The sequence below is a fragment of the Martinezella tropici genome, assembly GCF_003287875.1.
Lineage (GTDB): Bacteria > Pseudomonadota > Alphaproteobacteria > Rhizobiales > Rhizobiaceae > Rhizobium > Rhizobium tropici_C.
In genome coordinates, this window is sequence record NZ_QMKK01000025.1 from 98,503 (window position 1) to 121,763 (window position 23,261).

At 61.5% G+C, this 23,261-nt stretch carries 17 protein-coding genes; 6 read left to right on the forward strand and 11 right to left on the reverse strand.

Translation table 11 applies throughout. The features are described from left to right. Positions 1–14: 14 nt before the first annotated feature. Together DQ393_RS08535 and DQ393_RS08540 are read right to left on the reverse strand one after the other, a co-directional pair. Positions 15–2,360, reverse strand: a complete 2,346-nt coding sequence (locus DQ393_RS08535; protein ID WP_112341329.1) for a xanthine dehydrogenase family protein molybdopterin-binding subunit — start codon at positions 2,358–2,360, stop codon at positions 15–17. A gap of 84 nt (positions 2,361–2,444) precedes the next feature. After that, on the reverse strand, positions 2,445–2,933 hold the full coding sequence (locus DQ393_RS08540; protein ID WP_112341330.1) for a (2Fe-2S)-binding protein: 489 nt from the start codon (positions 2,931–2,933) through the stop codon (positions 2,445–2,447). Positions 2,934–3,227: 294 nt separating this feature from the next. Between DQ393_RS08540 and DQ393_RS08545 the strand changes: the two genes are divergently transcribed. The 5 genes from DQ393_RS08545 to DQ393_RS08565 all read left to right on the forward strand — a co-directional run bounded on the left by DQ393_RS08545 (position 3,228) and on the right by DQ393_RS08565 (position 12,011). Continuing rightward, entirely contained in the window at positions 3,228–3,527 is a 300-nt protein-coding gene (locus DQ393_RS08545; RefSeq protein ID WP_069612891.1) for a glycine zipper domain-containing protein, read from the forward strand. Between the two features lie 319 nt (positions 3,528–3,846). Then, on the forward strand, positions 3,847–5,772 hold the full coding sequence (locus tag DQ393_RS08550; protein WP_112341331.1) for an autotransporter assembly complex protein TamA: 1,926 nt from the start codon (positions 3,847–3,849) through the stop codon (positions 5,770–5,772). A gap of 65 nt (positions 5,773–5,837) precedes the next feature. Then, a complete protein-coding gene (locus DQ393_RS08555; protein WP_112341332.1) occupies positions 5,838–10,022 on the forward strand; it encodes a translocation/assembly module TamB domain-containing protein in 4,185 nt (1,394 codons plus the stop codon). 326 nt (positions 10,023–10,348) lie between these two features. Beyond that, complete coding sequence (gene rocF, locus DQ393_RS08560; RefSeq protein WP_112341712.1) at positions 10,349–11,284, forward strand: arginase; 936 nt, start codon at positions 10,349–10,351, stop codon at positions 11,282–11,284. A gap of 250 nt (positions 11,285–11,534) precedes the next feature. After that, a complete protein-coding gene (locus tag DQ393_RS08565; RefSeq protein WP_069612887.1) occupies positions 11,535–12,011 on the forward strand; it encodes a chemotaxis protein CheW in 477 nt (158 codons plus the stop codon). A gap of 70 nt (positions 12,012–12,081) precedes the next feature. Here DQ393_RS08565 and DQ393_RS08570 read toward each other — a convergent pair whose 3' ends face one another. The 9 genes from DQ393_RS08570 to DQ393_RS08610 all read right to left on the reverse strand — a co-directional run bounded on the left by DQ393_RS08570 (position 12,082) and on the right by DQ393_RS08610 (position 22,375). After that, positions 12,082–13,743, reverse strand: a complete 1,662-nt coding sequence (locus tag DQ393_RS08570) for an OFA family MFS transporter (RefSeq protein ID WP_112341333.1) — start codon at positions 13,741–13,743, stop codon at positions 12,082–12,084. Between the two features lie 103 nt (positions 13,744–13,846). Then, complete coding sequence (locus DQ393_RS08575; protein WP_112341334.1) at positions 13,847–14,113, reverse strand: formate dehydrogenase subunit delta; 267 nt, start codon at positions 14,111–14,113, stop codon at positions 13,847–13,849. After that, positions 14,103–14,930 carry a formate dehydrogenase accessory sulfurtransferase FdhD gene (gene fdhD / locus DQ393_RS08580; protein ID WP_112341335.1) on the reverse strand — a complete coding sequence of 276 codons (828 nt, stop codon included), beginning with the start codon at positions 14,928–14,930 and terminating at the stop codon, positions 14,103–14,105. The genes DQ393_RS08575 and fdhD overlap by 11 nt, the downstream gene beginning before the upstream one ends. 187 nt (positions 14,931–15,117) lie before the next feature. After that, positions 15,118–17,997, reverse strand: coding sequence for a formate dehydrogenase subunit alpha (gene fdhF, locus DQ393_RS08585; RefSeq protein ID WP_112341336.1), 2,880 nt, complete (start codon positions 17,995–17,997; stop codon positions 15,118–15,120). A 5-nt stretch (positions 17,998–18,002) separates the two neighbouring features. Then, complete coding sequence (locus tag DQ393_RS08590) at positions 18,003–19,559, reverse strand: formate dehydrogenase beta subunit (RefSeq protein ID WP_112341337.1); 1,557 nt, start codon at positions 19,557–19,559, stop codon at positions 18,003–18,005. Then, positions 19,556–20,035 (reverse strand): formate dehydrogenase subunit gamma, encoded by a 480-nt coding sequence (locus DQ393_RS08595; protein ID WP_112341338.1) that lies wholly within the window; start codon positions 20,033–20,035, stop codon positions 19,556–19,558. The genes DQ393_RS08590 and DQ393_RS08595 overlap by 4 nt, the downstream gene beginning before the upstream one ends. A gap of 161 nt (positions 20,036–20,196) precedes the next feature. Further along, positions 20,197–21,093 (reverse strand): LysR family transcriptional regulator, encoded by an 897-nt coding sequence (locus DQ393_RS08600; RefSeq protein ID WP_112341339.1) that lies wholly within the window; start codon positions 21,091–21,093, stop codon positions 20,197–20,199. Positions 21,094–21,163: 70 nt separating this feature from the next. Continuing rightward, the gene (locus tag DQ393_RS08605) at positions 21,164–21,502 is read right to left on the reverse strand and encodes an ArsR/SmtB family transcription factor (protein WP_112341340.1); all 339 of its coding nucleotides are present in this window, start codon (positions 21,500–21,502) and stop codon (positions 21,164–21,166) included. Positions 21,503–21,604: 102 nt separating this feature from the next. Then, on the reverse strand, positions 21,605–22,375 hold the full coding sequence (locus DQ393_RS08610) for an SDR family NAD(P)-dependent oxidoreductase (protein ID WP_112341341.1): 771 nt from the start codon (positions 22,373–22,375) through the stop codon (positions 21,605–21,607). A gap of 99 nt (positions 22,376–22,474) precedes the next feature. Here DQ393_RS08610 and DQ393_RS08615 point away from each other — a divergent pair, with 99 nt between their 5' ends. After that, positions 22,475–23,248 carry a DeoR/GlpR family DNA-binding transcription regulator gene (locus DQ393_RS08615; RefSeq protein ID WP_112341342.1) on the forward strand — a complete coding sequence of 258 codons (774 nt, stop codon included), beginning with the start codon at positions 22,475–22,477 and terminating at the stop codon, positions 23,246–23,248. Positions 23,249–23,261 lie beyond the last annotated feature (13 nt).

Genomic DNA, 23,261 nt, shown 5'->3' on the forward strand with positions numbered 1-23,261 from the left:
GTCCTGTCCTCCTCTCAGCCAGCAGCCCGTGCCGCTTCCCACACCTTGAGCGGTGTGGCCGGCATGGTCAGCGTGTTGTTGCCGATCGCATCGGTGATGGCATTTATCAGCGCCGGCGGGGAGCCTATGGCGCCCGCCTCGCCGCATCCCTTCACGCCCAGCGGATTGTTCGGGCACGGCGTATTCTGGTGCGAAAGCTGGAAGGACGGCAGATCGTCCGCGCGCGGCATGGTGTAGTCCATGAAGCTTGCCGTCAGAAGCTGGCCGCTCTCGTCGTAATGCACGCCTTCCAGCAGCGCCTGGCCGATACCCTGCGCGATGCCGCCATGCACCTGCCCCTCGACGATCATCGGATTGATGATGTTGCCGAAGTCGTCGGCCGCGACGAACTGCACGATCTCGGTCTTGCCGGTCTCCGGATCCACCTCCACCTCGCAGATGTAGCAGCCGGCCGGGAAGGTGAAGTTCGCCGGATCGTAGAAGGCGGTTTCCTTCAGGCCCGGCTCCATGCCGGCGGGCAGGTTATGCGCGGTGTAGGACGCCAGCGCCACCTGGAACCAGGGCAGCGATTTGTCGGTGCCCGCCACCTTCACTTCGCCGTTCTCGATGACGATATCGCTTTCGTCTGCCTCCATCAGATGCGCGGCGATCTTCTTCGCCTTCGCCTCCACCTTGTCGAGCGCCTTGACGACGGCGGACATGCCGACGGCGCCCGAGCGGGAGCCATAGGTGCCCATGCCCATCTGCACCTTGTCGGTATCGCCATGGACGATGGAGACGCTGTCGATCGGCACGCCGAGCCGGTCGGCGACGAGCTGCGCGAAGGTGGTCTCATGTCCCTGCCCGTGGCTGTGCGAGCCCGTGAGCACTTCGATGGTCCCGACCGCGTTCACCCGCACCTCGGCGGATTCCCAAAGGCCGACGCCGGCACCGAGCGCGCCGACGGCCTGCGACGGCGCAAGGCCGCAGGCCTCGATATAGCAGCTCATACCGATGCCGCGCTTCATGCCGCGGGCGGCTGCCTTCGCCTTGCGCGAAGGAAAACCATCCCAATCCGCCTGCTGCATGGCGGCATTGAGCGAGGCCTCGTAGTCGCCGGCATCGTAGTTCATGATGACGGGCGTCTGGTGAGGGAAGGTGCGGACAAAATTGATCCGCCGCAATTCCGCCGGCGAGACGCCGAGTTCGCGCGCCGCCGTTTCGACCGTACGCTCCAGAAGATAGGTCGCCTCCGGACGTCCCGCGCCGCGATAGGCATCGACCGGCACGGTGTTGGTATAGACCGTGCGGACATTGGCATGAATCGCCGGGATCGCATACTGGCCTGACAGCAGCGTCGCATAAAGATAAGTCGGCACGCACGAAGAGAACAGCGACATATAGGCGCCGAGATTGGCGATCGTGTCGACCTTCAGCGCCGTGATGCGGTTCTGCGCATCGAAGGCCATCTTGACCTTGGAGACATGATCCCGGCCATGGGCGTCGGTCAGGAAAGCTTCCGTGCGGTCGGCCGTCCATTTCACCGGCACGCCGGTCTTCTTCGATGCCCAGAGGCAGACGATTTCCTCCGGGTAGATGTAGATCTTCGAGCCGAAGCCGCCGCCGACGTCGGGCGCGATGACACGCAGCTTGTTTTCGGGGGCGACATTGTAGAAGGCGCTCATGACCAGCCGCGCCACATGCGGGTTCTGGCTCGTCGTGTAGCAGGTATAATGGTCTTCGGCCGCATCGTAGATGCCGAGCGTGGCGCGCGGCTCCATGGCATTCGGCGAAAGCCGGTTGTTGTGGATCTCGATCTCGGTGACATGGGTTGCCTCGGCAATCGCCTTGTCGGTCGCCGCCGCATCGCCCAGTTCCCAGTCGAAGATCAGGTTATCGGGCGCTTCCGGATGGATTTGCGGCGCGCCCGCTTTCAGCGCATCCACCGCCTCGACGACGGCGGGCAGCTCCTCGTAATCGACCGCCACGGCCTCCGCGGCATCGCGCGCCTCGCCGAGACTGTCGGCAACGACGATGGCAACCGCGTCGCCGACATAGCGCACCGTATCGGCCGCCAGGGGACGCCAGGCGCCCATCTTCATCGGCGACCCGTCCTTGGAATGGATCATCCAGCCACAGATCAGGTTGCCGATACCATCATCAAGCAATTGCTTGCCGTCGAACACGCCGATCACGCCAGGCATGGCCAAAGCCGCGGTCGTATCGATGCTTTTGATCTTTGCATGCGCATGCGGGCTGCGGACGAAATAGGCATATTTCATGCCCGGCGTCACCATGTCGTCGGTGTAGCGCCCCTTGCCCGTCAGAAATCGCTTGTCTTCCTTGCGCGCCACGCGCGCACCAATGCCTTCCACGCCCATCACATCCTCCCATCGGGGTTGCGGGCCTGGCATCACGCCAAGACGACGATCATCGGCGCTCTGCCAGACGGTCTCGGTGAAACTCTATTCAGCCGCCTGCTTGGCGGCATTCATCTCGGCATTGGCTGCAAGCACCGCCTTGACGATGTTGTGATAGCCGGTGCATCGACAGATATTGCCCTCGAGTTCGCTGCGAACGGTCTTTTCGTCCAGCTTGCCGCCGTGACGATTGATCATGTCGACCGATGCCATCACCATGCCCGGGGTGCAGAAGCCGCATTGCAGGCCATGATGCTCCTTGAAGGCGGCCTGGACCGGGTGCAGCTCGCCATTGGCGGCCAGACCCTCGATGGTTGTGATCTTGGAGCCGGAAGCCTGAACGGCCAGGATCGAACAGCTCTTCACCGACTTGCCATCCATGTGGATGACACAGGCGCCGCACTGACTGGTATCGCAGCCGACATGGGTTCCGGTCAGGCCGAGTTTTTCCCTGATGAAATGGACAAGCAGCGTACGATCCTCGCACTCGCCGCTGACCGAACGGCCGTTCACCGTCAAAGTCACCTTTGCCATATTTTCCTCCTCGCCTCTCCTCCAGAGGCAAGCGGCATCATTTGACTTTTTTGCAGTCCAATCAACCTCTACTTTAGAGCAGTCGCGGATTTTCTGCTTCGCGCCGTCGTTTTATTCTCCGGATACGAAGCGGCCTATGTTCGGCAACAAAAAAACTATTGGCAGCCAATGGACAATCATATTTTGCACGATATTTTTCATCATTGCAGGACTGAAAGACAGCCCATCGTGGTGGAGCTGAAGAATGGGACGACGTTGGCCGGGGTTCGGCTTAACTAACGTTGGAGAGAGTCAATGAAGAAAGTTCTTATGCTCGCATTGGTCGGCTTGTCTATCGCAAGCTGCACGCCGACCGAACAGGGCGCAGGCATCGGTGCAGCATCCGGCGCCATCATCGGCGGCGCAGTCACCGGCAACGTCCGCGGTGCGGCGGTCGGCGCGGCCATCGGCGGCGTCTCCGGCGCCGTTATCGGCAGCGTCCAGGAGCAACCCGGCCAGTGCTACTACCGCGACCGCTATGGTCGCCGCTACATCGACGATTGCCCGCGCGGCGGCTATCGCGGTGGCTACGGCGGCGGTTACGGCGGCTACTGATCGATCCCAGTACGGCGTTTTCGAAAGTCCCGGACCGCAAGTCCGGGACTTTTTGATTCCGGCCGATAAAAGGTTGTGACACCGACCCCAAACCCGCCTGCCACATGGCCGGGACACCCCTTGGAAACTATTTTTCAGACCGCTCGAATATATGGAAATCTGGCGGAAACATCAGCGTTTCACCCAAATAATGGGCATATTTTCCACGTTTTTACTTCAAAAAGGTACACCTGAGAGATTTTTGCCTCTATGGTGGCCGCGCGTTAACTCCCGGGAAACGTCAAACTGAGTAAGTTCTCATGTAACCGTAAAGCGGCGTATGCATAAAAGAACTGAACCGAGGAAGAGTATTGCGTATCGGCGGGCAGGAACCGTGGCAGCGGTTGCGGCAGTGCTTGCGCTCGGTCCAATATGTGCCGGAAATGCCTTTGCATTTAAACTCTTTGGGATAAAGCTCTGGGGAGAGGACGAAACGGCGGACCAGGTTTCCGATCCCGTTCGCTACACGGTCGATTTCAAGGCCGACAATCTCGACAAGGATCTGAAGGACGCGTTGAACGACAGTTCGATGCTGATTGCCGACGAGAAGAAGCCCGTATCCGGCGATCTCGGCGTCGTCGTAAAGGCGCGTGACGATCGCGACCGGCTGATCGCCGTCCTCTATGAAAAGGCTCGCTACGGCGGCGTGGTTACCATCACCATCAACGGCACCCCGCTCGATGCACTGCCACCGACGCCGACCTTCAGCCGCGCCAAGCCGGTCGCGGTGACCATCGCCATCGATCCGGGCCCGGTCTTCAAACTCGGCAGAGTAAGCCTTCAGGGCGACGCCGCCAGGCTGGACCCGGCGAATTACGGGCTCGTGCGCGGCGGCGATGCAGGCTCTCTGACGATCCTGAAGGCCGGCGACAAGATGGTCGCCGATTTCAAGAACGAGGGACATCCGCTCGCCAGACTCGACAAGCGCGACGTCATCGCCGACCATGCGACCGACACCGTCGACGTATCGCTGAAGGTCGAAAGCGGCCCCGTCGCTCCCTTCGGCAATGTCGGCGTTACCGGCCAGAAATCGGTCGACCCGGATTTCATCAAGCGCTACGCCCGCATCAATGAAGGCAAGCCTTACTCTCCCGACGAATTGAAGAAGGCGTCGGACCGTTTGAGAAAACTCGGCGTCTTTTCCAGCGTCACCATTCGCGAGGCAGACAAGCTCGCGCCGGATGGCAGCATCCCGACGACTATTGAAGTCTCGGAAGGCAAGCAGCGCTTCTTCGGCGTTGGCGCACAATATTCCACCATCGACGGTTTCGGCCTGCAGGGCTATTGGGGACACCGCAACCTGACCGGCCGCGCGGATTCGCTGCGCATCGAGGGCTCCATCTCCCGCATCGGCGAGACGACCGATGTGGGCCAGTTCGATTACACGGCTGGCATCACCTATGTCAGACCCGCCACTTTCTATCCTTCGGCGACCTTCACGGCCGGCCTCAAGCTGCAGAGCCTGCATCCGGACGCCTACGACGCCAATACAGCGACGGCAAGCGGCAGCCTTGCTTATGAAATCAACGATCAGGATACCGTCTCCGCCGGCGGCGAGATCTCCTATGAATCGGATACCACCGACGCCTTCGGAAAACACAATTATCTGACGGTCGCGATCCCGCTCGAATATGTACGCGACACGCGCGACAACAAGCTGGACCCGACGGAGGGTTATCGCGCGTCTGTCGGCGCCAAGCCGAGCTATGAAGCGATGGGCGGCACGATCTTCAGCTCGTTCGAGGGTTCCATCACCGGCTACAAGGGCATCGGCGCCAACGACAACGTCGTCTTTGCCGGCAAGCTTGCGGCCGGCTCGCTGCTGGGCGCGAACAATATCGAGGATATTCCGGCCACACGGCGCTTCTATGCCGGCGGCGGCGGCTCGGTGCGCGGCTACGGCTATCAGGAGATCTCACCCTATAATTCCAATGGTGACGAAACGGGCGGACGCTCCTATGTGACCGCCTCCTTCGAAGCCCGCGTGAAGATCACCGATACGATCGGCGTCGTACCCTTTGTCGACATGGGAAGCGTTACCGACACCGCCTTCCCGGACTTTTCCGATCTGCGCATTGGCGCTGGCGTCGGCCTGCGCTACGCTACGCCCTTCGGTCCGATCAGACTCGATGTCGCCGTTCCATTGAAGAAATATGACAATGGCACATCTTATGGCATCTATGCCGGCATCGGTCAGGCCTTCTGACAAGCCGTATAGTTGTCGCGGACGTTTCAGCACACGGTTACAAAATTGAGGTTACTGTCGCTTTCATGAGCATATTGATTCGAATCCTCGGGAGATTGGTACGCTGGATCGCTTACGCGGTCGTGGCGATCCTTTTGCTCGTGATCGCGGCTGTGCTCATCGTCGGCCTCGTCCCCTCCGCAACGACCTATGCCGTCGACCAGGTGGCAAAGCTCGCCTCGACACCCGACCGCACCATTACCATCGCAGCGCCTTCCGGGCTGCTCGACGGAAACCTGAGGGTTGGTGCCATTACGGTGGCAGACACGAAAGGCGTTTATGCTAAGGTCCAGAACCTTGCCGTGGATTGGTCCCCGCTGTCCTTGCTGACAGGCACGTTCCACGCCGATCGTATCGCCGCCGATGTCGTTGATTTCCAGCGTCTGCCGGTTTCGACGGCAGCCCCCGCGCAGGAAACGCAAACGGCAGGCAGCAGCGGGTTTTCGCTGCCGATCGCCGTCAATATCGACGCAATCGCGCTGCCCGATCTTCGCGTTGGCCAGGCAGTCGCCGGACAGGATTTCGTTCTGGCCGCCGATGGCAGCGTCAAGGCAAACAGCAACAGCATGGGTCTCATGCTGAATGCCAGCCGCCATGATGTGCCCGATGCCAAGCTTTCCGCCGATATCGCCTTTGCGCCGGCGGACAACCAGCTGAAGCTGAAGACGCAGATCTCCGAGCCGCGCGACGGCATGCTGGCGGGCCTCCTGCATCTGCCGGGCGGCCCGGCGATCAACATTGATCTTTCGGGCGATGGCCCCCTCTCCAACTGGGCCGGCAAGCTGCAGGCAGCGCTGGACGGCAAGCCGACGGTCGCCATCAACGGCCATCACAGCCTCTCGGCCGACGGCCTGCATCATATCGACGTCAAGGGTGGCGGCGACGTCGACTCGCTGCTCCCGCCGACCATGCGGCCGCTCTTTGCCGGACAGACCACCATCGATCTCTCGGCAACCTTCGACGGCAAGGGCAAGATCGATATCCAGACCGGCAATCTTGCCACCGGCAGCGTGGTGCTTGCCGCATCCGGCACGCTGGATCCCAACGGCAACAACAGCCTCAATGCCAATCTGCTCGGCACTTCCGGCCCCGTCGACTTCCGCTGGCCGATGGAAGACGGCGAATTGCGCGCGCTGATTTCCCGCGTCGATATCGCGCTGACGGGCGCGGCGCAGTCGGTGAAGATCGATGCGAAGGCGGCTCTCGACAGCGCCAGCACGCCGCAGGGGCAGATCGGTCAGGTCAATCTCAGCGCCAGAAGCGACGCTTTCAATCTGGCCTCCATGTCCGGCCCGCTGCAGCTCCGCCTGGTCGTCGGCCAGACCGCCTTCCTCAGCGCCGATCTCAACCGTCTGATCCGGGCGCCGATCGCGCTGACCGCGCCTCTGCAGCTCTCGCCCGACACGATCGGCTTCAACAATACGACGTTGGAAAGCGCCAGCATCGGCGGCACCGTCAACGGCAAATATACGCTGTCTTCGAAGGCGCTGACGGGCAATTTCAAGCTCTTCGCCCTGCCCGGCGTGCTGCCCGACGGCGTCTCGGACAAGTTCGAGGGCACGATTTCGCTGGAGGGCCAGGTCGCCGGCACGGTGCCGACCAAGATGACGCTCTCCAACCTTGCGGTGAAATCCAATGTTGCCGAGATCAACGGCAATCTCGCGCTCAACGACCAGTCGCTGACCTCGGATCTGTCGGGCAAGCTGCTCGACCTTTCCAAGCTCATTCCAAACGCCGAAGGACAGGCCGATTTCGGCCTCAAAGCCAAGGGACCGGTGACCGCTCTCGGCATTGACGCGACCGTCAAGGCCGTCAACGTGAAACTGGCGGGACGGCTGCTCGATACGCTTGATATCGGCGTGACCGGCACCGCCGATCCCAAGGCCCCACAGGCAAACATCCAGGCAAATGGGGCTATCGACGGCAAGCCGATCCGTATCGCCGCCGACGCCGTTTCAAAGGACCGCCGCACCAGCATCCCATCGTTATCGGCCGAGATCGGTACGAACAGGCTGCAAGGCAAGCTGGATCTGTCGCCGAGCTTCGAACCGTCAGGCGCGCTGACATTCGATCTGCCGGATCTGAGCCTCCTTGCAGCCCTCGCCGGACAGAAGGCCGAGGGTGATCTCAAGGGCTCGCTCGATATCGCCAGCGCCCATGGAAAGACCGGCCTGAAGATCAACGCCAGCGGCAATGGCATCCGGCGTGACGATCTCGTCATCGCCAAGCCGGCTGTCGTGCTCACCGTCGACGACCTCAAGGCCTTCTCCGCCAATGGCAGCATCCGGGCGGATACCATAGCCTCCGGCGCCAACCGCATCACCGGTCTCGGCCTGACCTTCACTCAGCAGGGCAGCCGCACGGACTTTGATCTGAAATCCACATACGACAGCGCGCCGCTGACGACGCGTGGCAGCGTCGAGACGTCTGGCGACCAGACGACGGTGAACCTCGACTCCTTTGCCGGCGCCCCGCGCACCATACCGGTGAAGCTGGCATCGCCGACCAAGATCGTCATCAAGGATGGGATCGCATCGCTGAACGGCCTGGCCCTTCAGACGGGCGGCGGCTCGGTGACCGTCGACGGCACCGCCGGTCAGACACTGAACATCAATGCCAAGATCGCCAACCTGCCGGCGAGCCTTGCCAATGTCTTCGCGCCTACCCTTGCGGCAGAAGGTGTCATTTCCGGCACGGTGGCGGTCACCGGCAAGGCGACCTCGCCTGCCGTCGTGTTCCAGACAAACTGGTCGGGCGCGGCGACGAGCCAGACGAAATCCGCCGGCCTCGCCGCACTCGGCATCAAGGCGGACGGCAAATTCGCCGACAATGTCGTGACCATCAATACCAACCTGACCGGCCAGAGCGGCCTCGCACTCAACGGCGGCGGCACTGTCGCCATTGCCGGCAGCAAGGCGATGGCGCTGAAGTTTTCCGGCAATGTGCCTTTCGATGCACTTGCCGGCCAGCTCGCCGCCCAGGGCCTGGTCATGACGGGAACGGCGAAGATCGACATGCAGATCGGCGGCACGACGGCAGCACCGGCCATCACCGGCACGATTACCGCCGACGGTGCCAAGCTGGTCGATGTCCGCCGGAACCTGACCCTCAACGGCCTTGCTGTCACAGTGAGCCTCGACGGCAAGCAGGCCGTTATCTCGCGGCTCAGCGGCAACCTGTCGAGCGGCGGCAGCATTTCAGGCAGCGGCACGGTCGGGATTGCCCCGGATAGCGGTTTCCCGGCCGATATCCAGATGAAGTTCAACAACGCGACCTATGTCGACGGGACGCTGGTGGCCGCGACCATCAATGGCACGCTCGGCGTCAAGGGTCCGCTGCTGACCGCACCGATGCTGACGGGCAATCTGAGGATCAACAAGGCGTCGATCACGGTGCCTGAAAAGCTGCCGGCATCGCTCTCCGAGATCAACATCAAGCACAAGAATGCCCCGGCTGCGGTCAACGCTCAGTTCAAGGATCAGAAGCCGGAGGGACCGCGCAGCAAATCGACCACCCTCGGCATCGACCTGCAACTCGATGCACCCTCGCAGATCTTCGTGCGCGGCCGCGGCATCGACGCCGAACTCGGCGGCAGCATCACCGTGCGCGGCACGGCAGCGGAGCCTGTGGTATCCGGCGGCTTCACCATGCGGCGCGGTCGTCTGACCGTCCTCAGCCGCCGGCTGGACTTCACGGATACCAGCAAGATCACCTTCGGCGGCGACCTGACTCCCGCGCTCAACATGGAGGCGACCTCGACGGTAAGCTCAACCACCATCACCGTCGATGTCACCGGTCTCGCGACCGATCCGCAAATCAGCTTTTCCTCCTCGCCGGCGCTGCCGCAGGACGAGGTGCTGGCGCAGCTGATCTTCGGCCAGTCCATGTCGAAACTATCGGCCATGCAGATCGCCCAGCTTGCCGATGCCGCAAGCCAGCTCGCCGGCGGACGCTCCTCATCGCTGTTCGAGGGGTTGCGCAGCCATCTCGGCGTCGACGATCTCGATATCTCGACCGATGCGAACGGCCAGGCGCAGGTGGGCGCCGGCAAATATATCAACAAGCGCACCTATATCGAACTGCAGCAGGGCGCCTCCAACAACACCAAGGCCATCATCAATTTCAACGTCGGACGCGGCGTGAAGCTGCGCGGCGCGGCAGGATCGGACGGCGCCGGAGAAGCCGGTGTCGTCTACGAGCATGAATATTGAGGGATCGCGCGGCATCTGTTGATGCCGTTGAGGAGCCTGATCCGGCGTAGCATCTCATCGAAGGAGCCGAGATCGCATTCAGATCGTCCATATGCTGGTCATTCTGTGCAATCGGACTGATCAATCTGTCGAAACCCAGTTGATTTTGGACAATTTTCCATCTTTTTGCTGTCATCCAGACAATTGATAATGCACGCCACCATAATTCAGACCGGTTCGGCTCGTCAGGGACTCTCCGAGCTGAACTATCTCTTTGTTTTCATGCCGTCCCGGGCAAAGCCGCTGCTGGCTTTTCCGGAAACGCTCTAACCTTCGGAGCAATGCCGATGAATACGCAATCCACTCCCGTTACCTTGATCGGCGTTCCCCTGGAGGAAGGTTCCGGCCGCCGCGGCGCCGGTATGGGTCCGACGGCGCTCCGCATCGCCGGCATCGAAACCACGCTGTTCGAGCTTGGCCATCGCGTCACCGACAGCGGCGACCTGCATCCTGTTCCGGCAGCGGACCTCCCGGAGCATCCACAGGCCCATAATCTGAAGATCGTCGGCGCTTTCACCCGAGCGTTGGAAGCAAAGGTCTATGATGTTGCGTCATCGGGCGGCTTTCCGCTGATCCTGGGCGGCGATCACAGCCTGTCCATGGGCAGCGTCTCCGGCATGGCGCGTCATGCAGCGGAGGTTGGTCGCCCGCTCTTCGTGCTCTGGCTCGACGCTCACTCCGATTTCAATTCGCCGGCCACCTCGCCATCAGGCAATATTCACGGCATGCCCGTCGCATTTTTCTGCGGTGAAGCCGAGATAGAGGGCGTTCTGCCGGCCGGCCGGCCATTGGTCGACCCGAGCAGGGTCTTCCAGGTCGGCATCCGCTCCGTCGATCCGCACGAGCGCGAGGAAATCCGCGAACACGGCGTCAACGTCTTCGACATGCGTTCGCTCGACGAGCAGGGTGTCGCCGCCATCATGCGCAAGGTGCTCGATACCGTCAGCGCCGCCAACGGCCTGCTGCATGTCAGCTTCGATGTCGATTTCCTCGACCCGGATATCGCACCGGGTGTGGGCACAACGGTGCCAGGCGGCGCCACCTATCGCGAGGCGCATCTCATCATGGAGATGCTCTCCGACAGCAATCTCGTCTCATCGCTCGACCTCGTCGAACTCAACCCCTTCCTCGACGATCGCGGCAAGAGCGCCCGCGTCCTGGTGGAAATGGCCGCAAGCCTCTTCGGCCGCCGCATCTTCGACCGCCCGACACGAGCCGCCTGAGGCGCTGTCCGGCTGGCAGAGGAATCGGTGGTGGATTGCTGGCGGGCGAGCATTCCTATCTGGGGCCACCCTCGTCCTTCGACGGGCTCAGGATGAGAAAGGAGTGAGCCCCTTCTTCGCTATAGCTACGTTCTTTGCCAGCCTGTCCAGTCGAAACCGCTTGTATAGATTTAGGTTTGAGCAATCTTCTTGCTCTATCGTGCCAATAACGCGCCGCATTCGGCGTCAGAGTTCAACGGGAAGAACGTTCATGGCCACGATCAATTCCACCAGCTTCAGCGGCGAAACTCTGGAGATCATTGCCTTCCGGCTGCATGATCAGGAATTCTGCGTCAAGACCACCACGATCCGCGAAATTCGCGGTTGGGCACCGTCGACTCCGATCCCGCATGCGCCGGCAGATGTTATCGGCGTCATGAACCTGCGCGGTTCGGTAATCCCGATCATCGATCTCGCCTATAAGCTCGGCATGCAGAGCACGGTCGCTAATGAGCGTAGCGCCATTGTCGTCGCCGAAGTGCACAACATGGTCATCGGTATGCTGGTAGACCGCGTCTCCGACATCCTGACGATCGCCTCCAGCCAGGTACAGCCGGTGCCGGAAGTCACGGCATCTTTCGATCGCGCCTATTGCGAAGGCATCATCGCCACAGAGAACGGAATGATCTGCTTCCTGAACCTCGCCAAGATGTTCAAGGAAAACGAAACGGACGAACTCGCCGCCTAACTTCGCAGGTCGATTTTTTTGAAGCCGCTCCGGCCTTTCGGGGCGGCTTCGTCATTTTCCGAAGGGTCGCTTAGCCGAACAGCGCGTAAGTGCTCCTGATCGTCACCCATACGCCCCAGAGCAGCGGAATACCGACGATCGCCCAGGCGATCAGTGCCTTGCCGTCGAAGCCACCGGTGCCGATGCCGAAGGAGCCAGTGGGGCCTGCATTGGCGGCAGCGGTCTTTGCCTGCAACGCCGCCACCTCTGCGTCCGACATGAACCACTTGTCGGCAAGCGGTCTCACCAGCGAATTGGCGATCAGCCCCAGAGCCAGCATGCCGGCGAGGATATACATGGTGAAGGTATAGAGCTGGGCGCCTTCGACGCCGGCCGCCTTCTGTGCCTCGCGGATATAGTTGACCACGACAGGACCGATGATCCCCGCCGTTGCCCAGGCCGTCAGCAACCGGCCATGGATGGCGCCCACGAACTGAGTCCCGAAAATATCGGCGAGATAGGCGGGAACGGTAGCGAAACCGCCGCCATACATCGACAGGATGATGCAGAGCGCGCCCACGAACAGCACCTTGCTATGGATACCGGCGGCCCAGGGAGCCAGGACATAGAGCGCAATGCCGATGACGAAGAAGCAATAGTAGGTGTTCTTGCGACCGATCTTGTCGGAGAGCGATGCCCAAAAGAAGCGGCCGCCGATATTGAAGAGGGACAGCAGCCCGGCAAAGCCGGCGGCTATGCCAGCGACGGTGGCGACCTGATCCTTGCTGAGATCGGCGAATTTCACATCCGGCAGGCCAATCAATGCGCCGCCGAAGATCTCCTGCAGCATCGGCGAGGCCATGCCGATGACGCCGATACCGGCCGAGACGTTGAGGCACAATACTGCCCAGATCAGCCAGAACTGCGGGGTTTTGTGAGCATCGCGAAGATGCACATGCTTCGTGGTGATCATCGAGCTCTTGGCGGCAGGGGCTTTCCAGCCCTCGGGACGCCATCCGGCCGGCGGCAAACGATAGCCAAAGGCACCGCCCAGCATGAAGACGAAATAGATCGCGGCCATGACGATGAAAGTCTGCCAGACGCCGACAGCGCCATCCGTTCGGAAGTGGTTCATCAGCAGGCTCGCAAGCGGCGCTCCGATCATCGCGCCGCCGCCGAAGCCCATGATCGCCATGCCGGTCGCCATGCCGCGCCGATCCGGAAACCATTTGATCAGCGTCGACACCGGCGAGATATAGCCGAGGCCGAGCCCGATACCGCCGATGACGCCAGCCCCAATCCACATGATCCAGAGCTGGTGGAAGATGACGCCGATCGCGGCAATCAGGATGCCGCCGCACCAGCAGCAGGCAGCAACGACGCCGGCCTTACGCGGCCCGGCCCGTTCCAGCCAGCCGCCCCAGATGGCGGCGGAGGAGCCGAGCAGCACGAAGAACAGCGTATAGATCCAGCCGAGGTCGCTGACGCGCCAATCGCAGCTCGTCGTAAACAGGGCGGTCAGGAGATTGAGATTTGCGCATTCGGCCGATGGCGGAGCCGAAGCACCGAGCGCCTTGGAGAGCGGCAGCCAGAAGACGCTGAAGCCATAGGCCATGCCGATGCAGAGATGGATTGCCAGTGCCGCCGGCGGTACGAGCCATCGGTTGAAGCCCGGCTTGGCGATGATTCGCTCACGGTCGAGCAGACCGGCCGTCACCGTGCGCTCGGAAATATTCGTATCAGCAGCCGTCATGAACAACTCCTCCTTGGCCCAAAGACAGCACCTCTTCCCGTGACGGGAATTACACGTGCGGGTGGATTCTCCCTCTCCATCCCTTCATCTTGTCACTTGGATACTAAGCCGACTTGATATCCTCAACGGGTGGCGGCCTGTGGATCAACGAAGCCGCCTCAAGCACCAGCGGGCTCAGCCCGCTGTCGCCATGGTCGATGATTGCGAACAGCTGTCTCCGCATGCGCGGCTCCCAGAACTTGTTGATGTGCGTCGCCACACCCTGCACCGCCTCGCCCGCCGGTTGTGTCTTGAAGAAGGTGGCGATCTGGTTCGCCATATAGATGAGCTTGGTTTCGGTCTTGCCGTGCGGCGTTTCCTCAGGCGACATCGGCGATGCTCCCTGTGATGATGCGATGCGGATGGGTGAAAATCTCGAAATCGTCGCCGCGCACCAGCGCCACCAGCGTCATGCCGGCTTCGTCGGCCGTGCGGATGGCAAGCGCCGTCGGGGCGGAGATGGCGACAAGCACGGAGCTGCCCAGGATTGCTGCCTTCTGCACCATCTCGACCGATAGCCGGCTGGTGACCGCGACCACACCATCCGCGCCCTTATGACCAGACCGGATGACCGCACCGCAAAGCTTGTCGAGCGCATTGTGCCGGCCGACATCCTCGCGCACGGCAAGCAGACCCTCGGACGGGATATAGAAGCCAGCGCCATGCACGGCGTGAGTCTCGCGATGCAGCGGCTGGGCGTCGTTCAGAAGCGCGACCGCGCGGACGATATCCTTCTGCGTCAGCTTCAAAGCGACCTTGGAAACGTCAGGCACCTTGCGCACCGCCTGCTCTATCGATTCGATGCCGCAGAGGCCGCAGCCGACGGGGCCTGCCATATGGCGACGGCGCAGCCGCAAGGCATCCGCGGCATCGTCGACGAGAATGATCTGCACGTCGATCCCTTGCTCGTCTTCGATCGGCTCGATCGCAGCAATCTCACTCACATCGGTGATGATGCCCTCTGTCAGGCTGAAACCGACGGCAAAATCCTCGATATCGGCGGGCGTCCCCATCATGACCGCATGCGACGTGCCGCCATAGGAAAAAGCGATCGGCACTTCCTCGGGAACGATACGGGAACCGGACCGCACCAAGCCGTTGCGACGGGCGGTTTCGGGGACGGTGGTGGTGGGAGGGAATTTGGTCATTATCCGGTCTCCCCTTCTCCCCCTCGGGGAGAAGGTGGCGCGAAGCGTCGGATGAGGGGGGCGAGGAGCGACGGCTCCGAGCGTCCTGAGCGCAAGCGAAGGCCCATTCTTCCCGTGCGGAAAGACCCCCTCATCCGCCCTGCGGGCACCTTCTCCCCAAGGGAAGAAGGAGAAAGCATCCTCAAACTCACTCCGCAGCCTCCATCTTCCCGACAATACGCCGCGACTGCCGAGCCTGTTCATCATACTCGACCTGCCACTGCGACGGACCGTTCGACGGCGAGACCTGCACCGCCGTCACCTTATATTCCGGACAGTTCGTCGCCCAGTCGGAATAGTCTGTCGTAATGACATTCGCCTGCGTATCCGGATGATGGAAGGTGGTGTAGACGACCCCGGGGGCCACGCGGTCGGTAATCAATGCCCTGAGCGTCGTGTCGCCGGAGCGGCTGCTGAGCCGGATCCAGTCGCCTTCACGGATGCCGCGCTGCTCGGCATCGTGCGGATGGATCTCCAGGCGATCCTCGGCGTGCCAGACGACGTTCTCGGTACGCCGCGTCTGGGCGCCGACATTGTACTGGCTGAGAATGCGCCCGGTCGTCAGCAACAGCGGGAAGCGAGGGCCGGTGCGCTCGTCGGTCGGGACATATTCGGTGCGGATGAACTTGCCCTTGCCGCGCACGAAGCCATCGACATGCATGATCGGCGAGCCGAGCGGGGTCTTCTCGTTGCAGGGCCACTGCACCGAGCCCATCTTGTCCAGATAGTCGTAGGAGACGAGCGCGAAGCTCGGCGTCGTCGCGGCGATTTCGTCCATGATCTCGGAGGGATGCGTGTAGTTCCAGCCGAGACCCATGGCCTGCGCCATCTTCTGCGTCACTTCCCAATCGGCATAGCCGTTGCGCGGGGTCATGACCTTGCGCACGCGGTTGATGCGCCGCTCGGCATTGGTGAAGGTGCCGTCTTTTTCGAGGAAAGTCGAGCCGGGCAGGAAGACATGCGCGTAGTTGGCTGTCTCGTTCAGGAAGAGGTCGTGGACGACGACGCATTCCATCGCGGCAAGGCCGGCCGCCACATGCTTGGTATCCGGATCGGACTGGAGGATATCCTCACCCTGGATGTAGATCCCCTTGAACGTGCCTTCGACGGCGGCATCCAGCATGTTCGGAATTCGCAAGCCCGGCTCGTTGTTGAGCTTCACGCCCCAGAGCTTTTCGAAGATATCGCGGGTCGCATCGTCCGAGATGTGGCGATAGCCCGGCAGCTCGTGCGGGAAGGAGCCCATGTCGCAGGAGCCCTGCACATTGTTCTGTCCGCGCAGCGGGTTCACGCCGACGCCTGGACGGCCGATATTGCCCGTCACCATGGCAAGGTTGGCAATCGCCATGACCGTGGTCGAGCCCTGGCTGTGTTCGGTAACGCCGAGGCCATAATAGATCGCGCCATTGCCGCCCTTGGCAAAGAGACGAGCGGCTCCGCGTACGAGTTCCGGAGAAACGCCGGTGTATTTTTCTGTTTCCTCCGGGCCGTGCTGCGGCTCGGAAACGAAGGCAGCCCAATCCTCGAATTCGGACCAGTCGCAGCGCTCGCGGATGAATTTCTCGTCGAACAGGCCTTCGGTGACGATCACATGTGCCAGCGCCGTCATAACGGCGACATTGGTGCCGGGCTTCAGCGGCAGGTGATAGCTGGCTTCGACATGCGGTGTGCGCACCAGATCGATCCGGCGCGGATCGATGACGATCAACTTGGCGCCCTGGCGCAGCCGCTTCTTCAGCCGCGAACCGAAGACGGGATGACCGTCCGTCGGGTTGGCACCGATAACGATGACGACATCGGAATGCTCGACGCTGTCGAAATTCTGCGTGCCGGCCGAGGTTCCGAACGCCTGGCCGAGGCCGTAACCTGTGGGAGAATGGCAGACGCGGGCGCAGGTATCGACATTATTGTTGCCGAAACCGGCGCGCACCAGCTTCTGCACCAGAAAAGTCTCTTCATTGGTGCAGCGCGAAGACGTGATGCCGCCGATGGAATCGCGGCCATACTGATATTGCAGCCGCTTGAACTCGGTGGCGATATGGGCAAAGGCCTCGTCCCAGGTCACTTCGCGCCAGGGATCGGTCACCTTCTCGCGGATCATCGGGTTGAGGATGCGGTCCTTGTGGGTCGAATAGCCATAGGCGAAGCGGCCCTTGACGCAGGAATGGCCGCGATTGGCCTGGCCGTCCTTCCAGGGCACCATGCGCACCAGCTCCTCGCCGCGCATTTCCGCCTTGAAGGAACAGCCGACGCCGCAATAGGCGCAGGTGGTGACGACCGAATGCTCCGGCTGGCCGATCGAAATGACCGATTTTTCGGTCAGTGTCGCGGTCGGGCAGGCCTGCACGCAGGCGCCGCAGGAAACGCACTCGCTGTCGATGAAACTCTCATGCATGCCGGGCGAGACGCGCGAGCCGAAGCCGCGTCCCTCGATCGTCAGCGCAAACGTACCCTGTACTTCCTCACAGGCCCGCACGCAGCGCGAGCAGACGATGCACTTCGAGGGATCATAGGTGAAATAAGGGTTCGACTCGTCCTTCGGCATCCATTTCAGATTGATGTCGCCATTGTTACGCGCCTTGACGTGGTTGTCGCCCTCGTAGTCGTAGCGCACATCGCGCAAGCCGACGGCGCCCGCCATATCCTGCAATTCGCAATCGCCATTGGCGGCGCAGGTCAGACAGTCGAGCGGGTGGTCGGAGATATAAAGCTCCATCACGCCGCGGCGGATATCCTTCAGCCGGCCGGTCTGCGTGTGAACGACGAGGCCGGGTGCCACAGGCGTCGTGCACGAGGCCGGCGTGCCGTTGCGGCCTTCGATCTCGACGAGACAGAGGCGGCAGGAGCCGAAGGCATCGACCATATCGGTGGCGCAGAGTTTCGGCACCTGAATGCCTGCTTCCATCGAAGCGCGCATGATCGATGTGCCCTCGGGCACCGTGATCTGGCGCCCATCAATGGTCAGCGTCACCATGGTTTCGGAGGTGGAGGCCGGCGTGCCGTAATCGATTTCTGGAACGAGGGACATGGGTCTTACTCCGCCGCTTCAATCAAGGGAGCCGGAGAAAAATCCTCCGGGAAATGGGTCATCGCGCTCATGACGGGATAGGGCGTGAAGCCGCCGAGTGCACAGAGCGAACCGAACTTCATCGTGTTGCAGAGATCGGCGAGCAGAACCCGGTTCTTCTCGGGCTCGATCCCTCGCGCGATCTTGTCGGCCGTCTCGACGCCGCGCGTCGAGCCGATGCGGCAGGGCGTGCACTTGCCGCAGCTTTCGACTGCGCAGAATTCCATCGCGAAACGCGCCTGCTTCAGCATGTCGGCGGTATCGTCGAAGACGACGATGCCGGCATGGCCAATGAGACCGTCCTTGGCCGCAAACGCTTCATAGTCGAATGGCGTGTCGAATAGGGCGCGCGGGAAATAGGCGCCAAGCGGCCCACCCACCTGCACGGCCTTCACCGGTCGGCCTGTCGCCGTGCCACCGCCGATGCGGTCGACGATGTCGCCGAGCGAAAGGCCGAAGGCCGTCTCGTAAAGGCCGCCATATCTAACGTTGCCGGCGATCTGCAGCGGGATCGTGCCGCGCGACCGACCCATGCCGAAATCGCGATAAAAGGCAGCACCCTTGTCCAGGATGACGGGGACAGAGGCGAGCGAGATCACATTGTTGATGACGGTGGGGCAGTTGAAGAGGCCCTTATGCGCCGGCAGCGGCGGCTTGGCGCGCACGATGCCGCGCTTGCCCTCGAGGCTGTTCAAGAGTGCCGTTTCCTCGCCGCAGACATAGGCGCCGGCGCCGGTGCGGATTTCCATGTCGAAGGCTTTGCCCGAGCCGAGCACGGATGCGCCGAGAATACCGGCCTTGCGCGCGATTTCGACCGCCTCCGTCATCGCGGCGATCGCATGCGGATATTCCGAGCGCGTATAGACGAAGCCCTTGGTCGCGCCCGTCGCGAGGCCTGCGATCGTCATGCCCTCGATCAGCACGAAGGGGTCGCCCTCCATGATCATCCGGTCGGCGAAAGTGCCGCTATCGCCCTCGTCGGCATTGCAGACGATGTATTTACGGTCACCCGGCGCATCGAGCACCGTCTTCCATTTGATTCCGGTCGGGAAGCCCGCACCGCCACGGCCGCGCAAGCCGGAATCGGTGACGTCCTTGACGATGTCGCCAGCCGCCATATCGATGGCGCGGCGCAGCCCCTTCAGGCCACCATGAGCTTCATAATCCTGCAACGAAAGCGGGTCGGTGATACCGCAGCGGGCAAAAGTCAGGCGGGTCTGTTCTTTGAGGAATGGGAGGTTTTCGACCTCCCTAAGACAGAGCGGATGCTCGCCGCCTTCGGCGAGCCCGGCATCGAACAATGCGGAGACATCCTTGGCCTTCACCGGTCCATAGCCGATGCGCTTGCCGTCGATCTCGACTTCGACCAGCGGTTCGAGCCAGAACATGCCGCGCGAGCCGTTGCGCACGATGCGCGCATCAAGCCCGCGTTTGGCAATTTCCTGCGTGACGGCTTGCGCCACTTTCTCCGCACCGAGCGAAAGGGCGGCGGCATCGCGGGGAATATAGATGGTGAGCGTCATTGGCGTGCCTCCTTGACAAGGTCGTCGACGCTTTCGCCGTCAAGTCGGCCATAGAGCTCGCCGTCGAGCATCGCAGCCGGAGCGCAGGCGCAGAGCCCAAGACAGTAGACCGGCTCCAGCGTCACGCTGCCATCGAGCGCGGTCTGATGGAAATCGATGCCCAGGAGCCGCTTGATACGCTCTGCCAGCGCATCGCCGCCCATCGACTGACAGGCCTCGGCGCGACAGAGCTTCAGGACATGACGGCCGGCGGGATGATCGCGATAATCATGATAGAAGGTCATGACGCCATGCACTTCGGCGCGCGAAAGGTTCAGTGCCTTGGCGATCAGCGGCAGCGCATCCTGCGGCACATAACCGAATTCTTCCTGAATCCCGTGCAGGATCGGCAAAAGCGGCCCATCCATCGATTTCATGCTGTCGATGATGGTGCCGGCGCGGGTTGCGACATCGCCCGCAGCCTGATTCAAACTCATTAGCAGCCTCCCGCGCATAGTTTCCGAAAATCGAAGGCGAATCTTCGGAAAAGGCCTATGCGGCATTTCCTCCTGGCGCGCGATCGACACGCCACAACGATAAGCTCGCAGGGAGAGGGCAAAGGATCAATAATGCAGTCCCGTCATTCGATAGGAATTTTCTATCGATTTTTATTCTCTTCCGCGAGCAATCTCGCCTCGTGCAACAAGGCGGAGACGAGGGGCGTAAAAGGTTCGCGGTGTGTGGCGACCAAGCCGACGAGATGCTCGGCGTCGGGTTCCGTGATCGGGATCTTGTGAATATCGGCCGGAAAACCGAAGGAATCAGCAATATTCTTCGGCATGATGCTCGCCCAGCGACCGGTCTGCACATGCGAAAACAGCACGATCATCGAATTGGATTCCAGCGTCGGCTTTGCCGTTGCGCCTGCCTCGGCAAGATGCCGATTGATGATGCGGCGATTCTGCATGTCGGCAGTCAATAGACAAAGCCGAAGATCGCCGACCTCCTTCCAGGTGACGGTCTTGCGCTCGGAAAACGGGCTGCCCGCCGCCGTGATGAGGTGATAGCGCTCGGCATAGAGCGGCACGCTGGTGACACGGCCGAGCGGCTCGTTTTCCAGATAGGTGATACCGGCATCGATCTCGAGATTTTCAAGCAGGCTCAAAACCTGCAGCGAATTGCGCGATAGAATGGAGAAGGTGACGTCCGGATGCCTTTCCTGGAAAGGCGTGGTGATTTTCTGCACCATCGCAAGCGCTGTCGGAATGGCGGCGATGCGGATATGGCCGGCAAGGCCCTTGCGTGCCGCTCGCATTTCCTCGCGCATGGTGCGGCTGTCGCCGACGATACGGCGCGCCCATTCCAAAACGCGCTGACCCTCAGGCGTCAGTCCCTGGAAGCGGGAACCGCGGCTGACGAGCATCACGCCCAGCTGGTCTTCCAGCTGCCTGATCGCCGCCGACAAGGTCGGCTGCGTCACGCCGCATTCCTCGGCCGCACGGCCGAAATGCTTCTGATTCGCCAGCGCGATGAAGAATTCCAGCTTGTCGATCATCCCGCTCTCCCGAAACGAAAGAGTTAGACCGGCAGCCCGGTGAACGCAACATGCGAGGCTGCTTCAAACCTCAACGTTCGCCCCGACAGAATGCCTTCTGCAACGAATCGACCACGGCGCAGATTTCCGAATGCGCAACGGCGTAGTGAATGAGTCGCCCTTCGCGGCGCGTATCGACGAGCTTGTCCAGACGAAGGCGTGCCAGATGCTGCGAAACGACGGCCTGTGGCAGATCGAGAAGGGCCTCGAGTTCCATCACTGTTTTCTCCCGCTTGGCAAGCATGAAAAGGATCGCCAGGCGGGTTTCGTGGGAGAGTGCTTTCAGCAGGACACTCGCCTTTCGAGCTCTGTCAGTCATTTCCTCGACATCATGCTCTGCGGCACCGCCTTGCGGTGGAGACGACAACATATCACGGCCTCTCGTGAGAACTCACACAGAGAAATGCTTATAATATTATCAAATCAAAAGCTGATTGAGAAAGATACGGAAAACCAAAAAAGGTCCGTTTTTTCAGCAGATAAGCTGGCCGCCATTGATCTCGATCACCTGTCCGGTGATGTAGCCGGACAACGTCGGCGCCGCCAGGAAAAGATAGGCGGGCGCACAATCCTCCGATGTGCCCAAGCGCTGCAGCGGGATCGATTTGCGCGTCTGCTCCAGTTTCTCCCTGGACGAATAACGCTCGTGAAAGTCGGTCGATATCGTGCCGGGCGAGACGCAGTTCACTCGAATGCCGTCCGGCGCCAATTCGCGCGCCAAGGCTTTCGAATAGGTCGAGACGAAGGCCTTGGAGGCAGAGTAGATAGCGGAGCCGGGACTGCCGCCGGTCAGCGCAGAAATCGAAACCGTGTTGACGATCGCCGCCTGCCCGGCAGCCCGCAGCAGCGGCAGCAATCCCCGCGTGACCTCCACGACGGAGGTCTGATTGAGATGAACGATCCCTTCATACTGCTCATCCGTCAATTCACCGGCTGGAAAGCGCCCGACCATGGTGCCGGCATTGTTGACGAGGACGTCGACGCGGTCGAAACGCTCGCCGGCGGCGCTGACGAAATCCCGCGTGCCGTGGCCGGTGGCGAAATCGCCGGCAATGAGGAAGGCGCGGCGGTCGGCTTCCGCTTCCATCAGGAAATCAGGCAATTCGCGATCGGCATCCCGGCCGATATGGACAAGCACACGCGCGCCGCAATCGAGAAACTGCCTCGCGACTTCCAGCCCAATACCGCGGCCGGCGCCGGTGACGACGACGTTGCGATTTTCGAATAGCTTCGGATGAAACACGATAACCTCCTAAACCGCACTCAATTCGCGCGTCGGTAATTGCGGAATTTTCACTTTATCATATGATGACGAAAAAACGAAAGAAAGGGAGCGAAAACCATGTTCCTATCCGGACGTCAGACGGAGATCCTCGACATCGCCAAGGCGGAGGGCCGTGTGCTGGTGGAGGAGCTGGCGTTGCGCTTTTCGGTCACGCCGCAAACCATCCGCAAGGATCTCAATGATCTCTGCGATGGCCGCGTATTGTCGCGCGTGCATGGCGGCGCGATCTTTCCCGGCGGAACCGAGAACGTGAAATACGAGGCACGCCGCTCGATCGCCGCGCCCGAAAAGCAGGCGATCGGCCGCGCCGCCGCCAGCATGATCCCCAACAACAGCTCGCTTTTCATTAATATCGGCACGACGACGGAAGCGGTCGGCGAAGCCCTGCTCGGCCATCACGAGCTGATGGTCATCACCAACAACATCAATGTTGCCAATAAGTTGCGGATTTTTCCATCCATCGAAGTCGTCATTGCCGGCGGTGTCGTACGTGGCTCGGATGGCGGCATCGTCGGCGAGGCCGCCGTCGATTTCATCAGACAGTTCAAAGTCGACTATGCCGTCATCGGCGCCTCCGCGATTGATGCCGACGGCGCGCTTCTCGATTTCGATTTTCGCGAAGTGAAAGTGGCGCAGGCCATCATCGCCAATGCCCGCCACGTCATTCTCGTCGCCGACAGCACCAAGTTCGAACGAACCGCCCCGGTTCGCATCGGCCATCTGTCGCAAGTCCACACCTTCGTCACCGACGAATGCAGCATTGAATCCGTACGATCCATCGCGGCAGAACATGACGTGCGCCTCATCGAGACCGACCGCCGGCCGGGCTAAGCGGCTCGCTTTC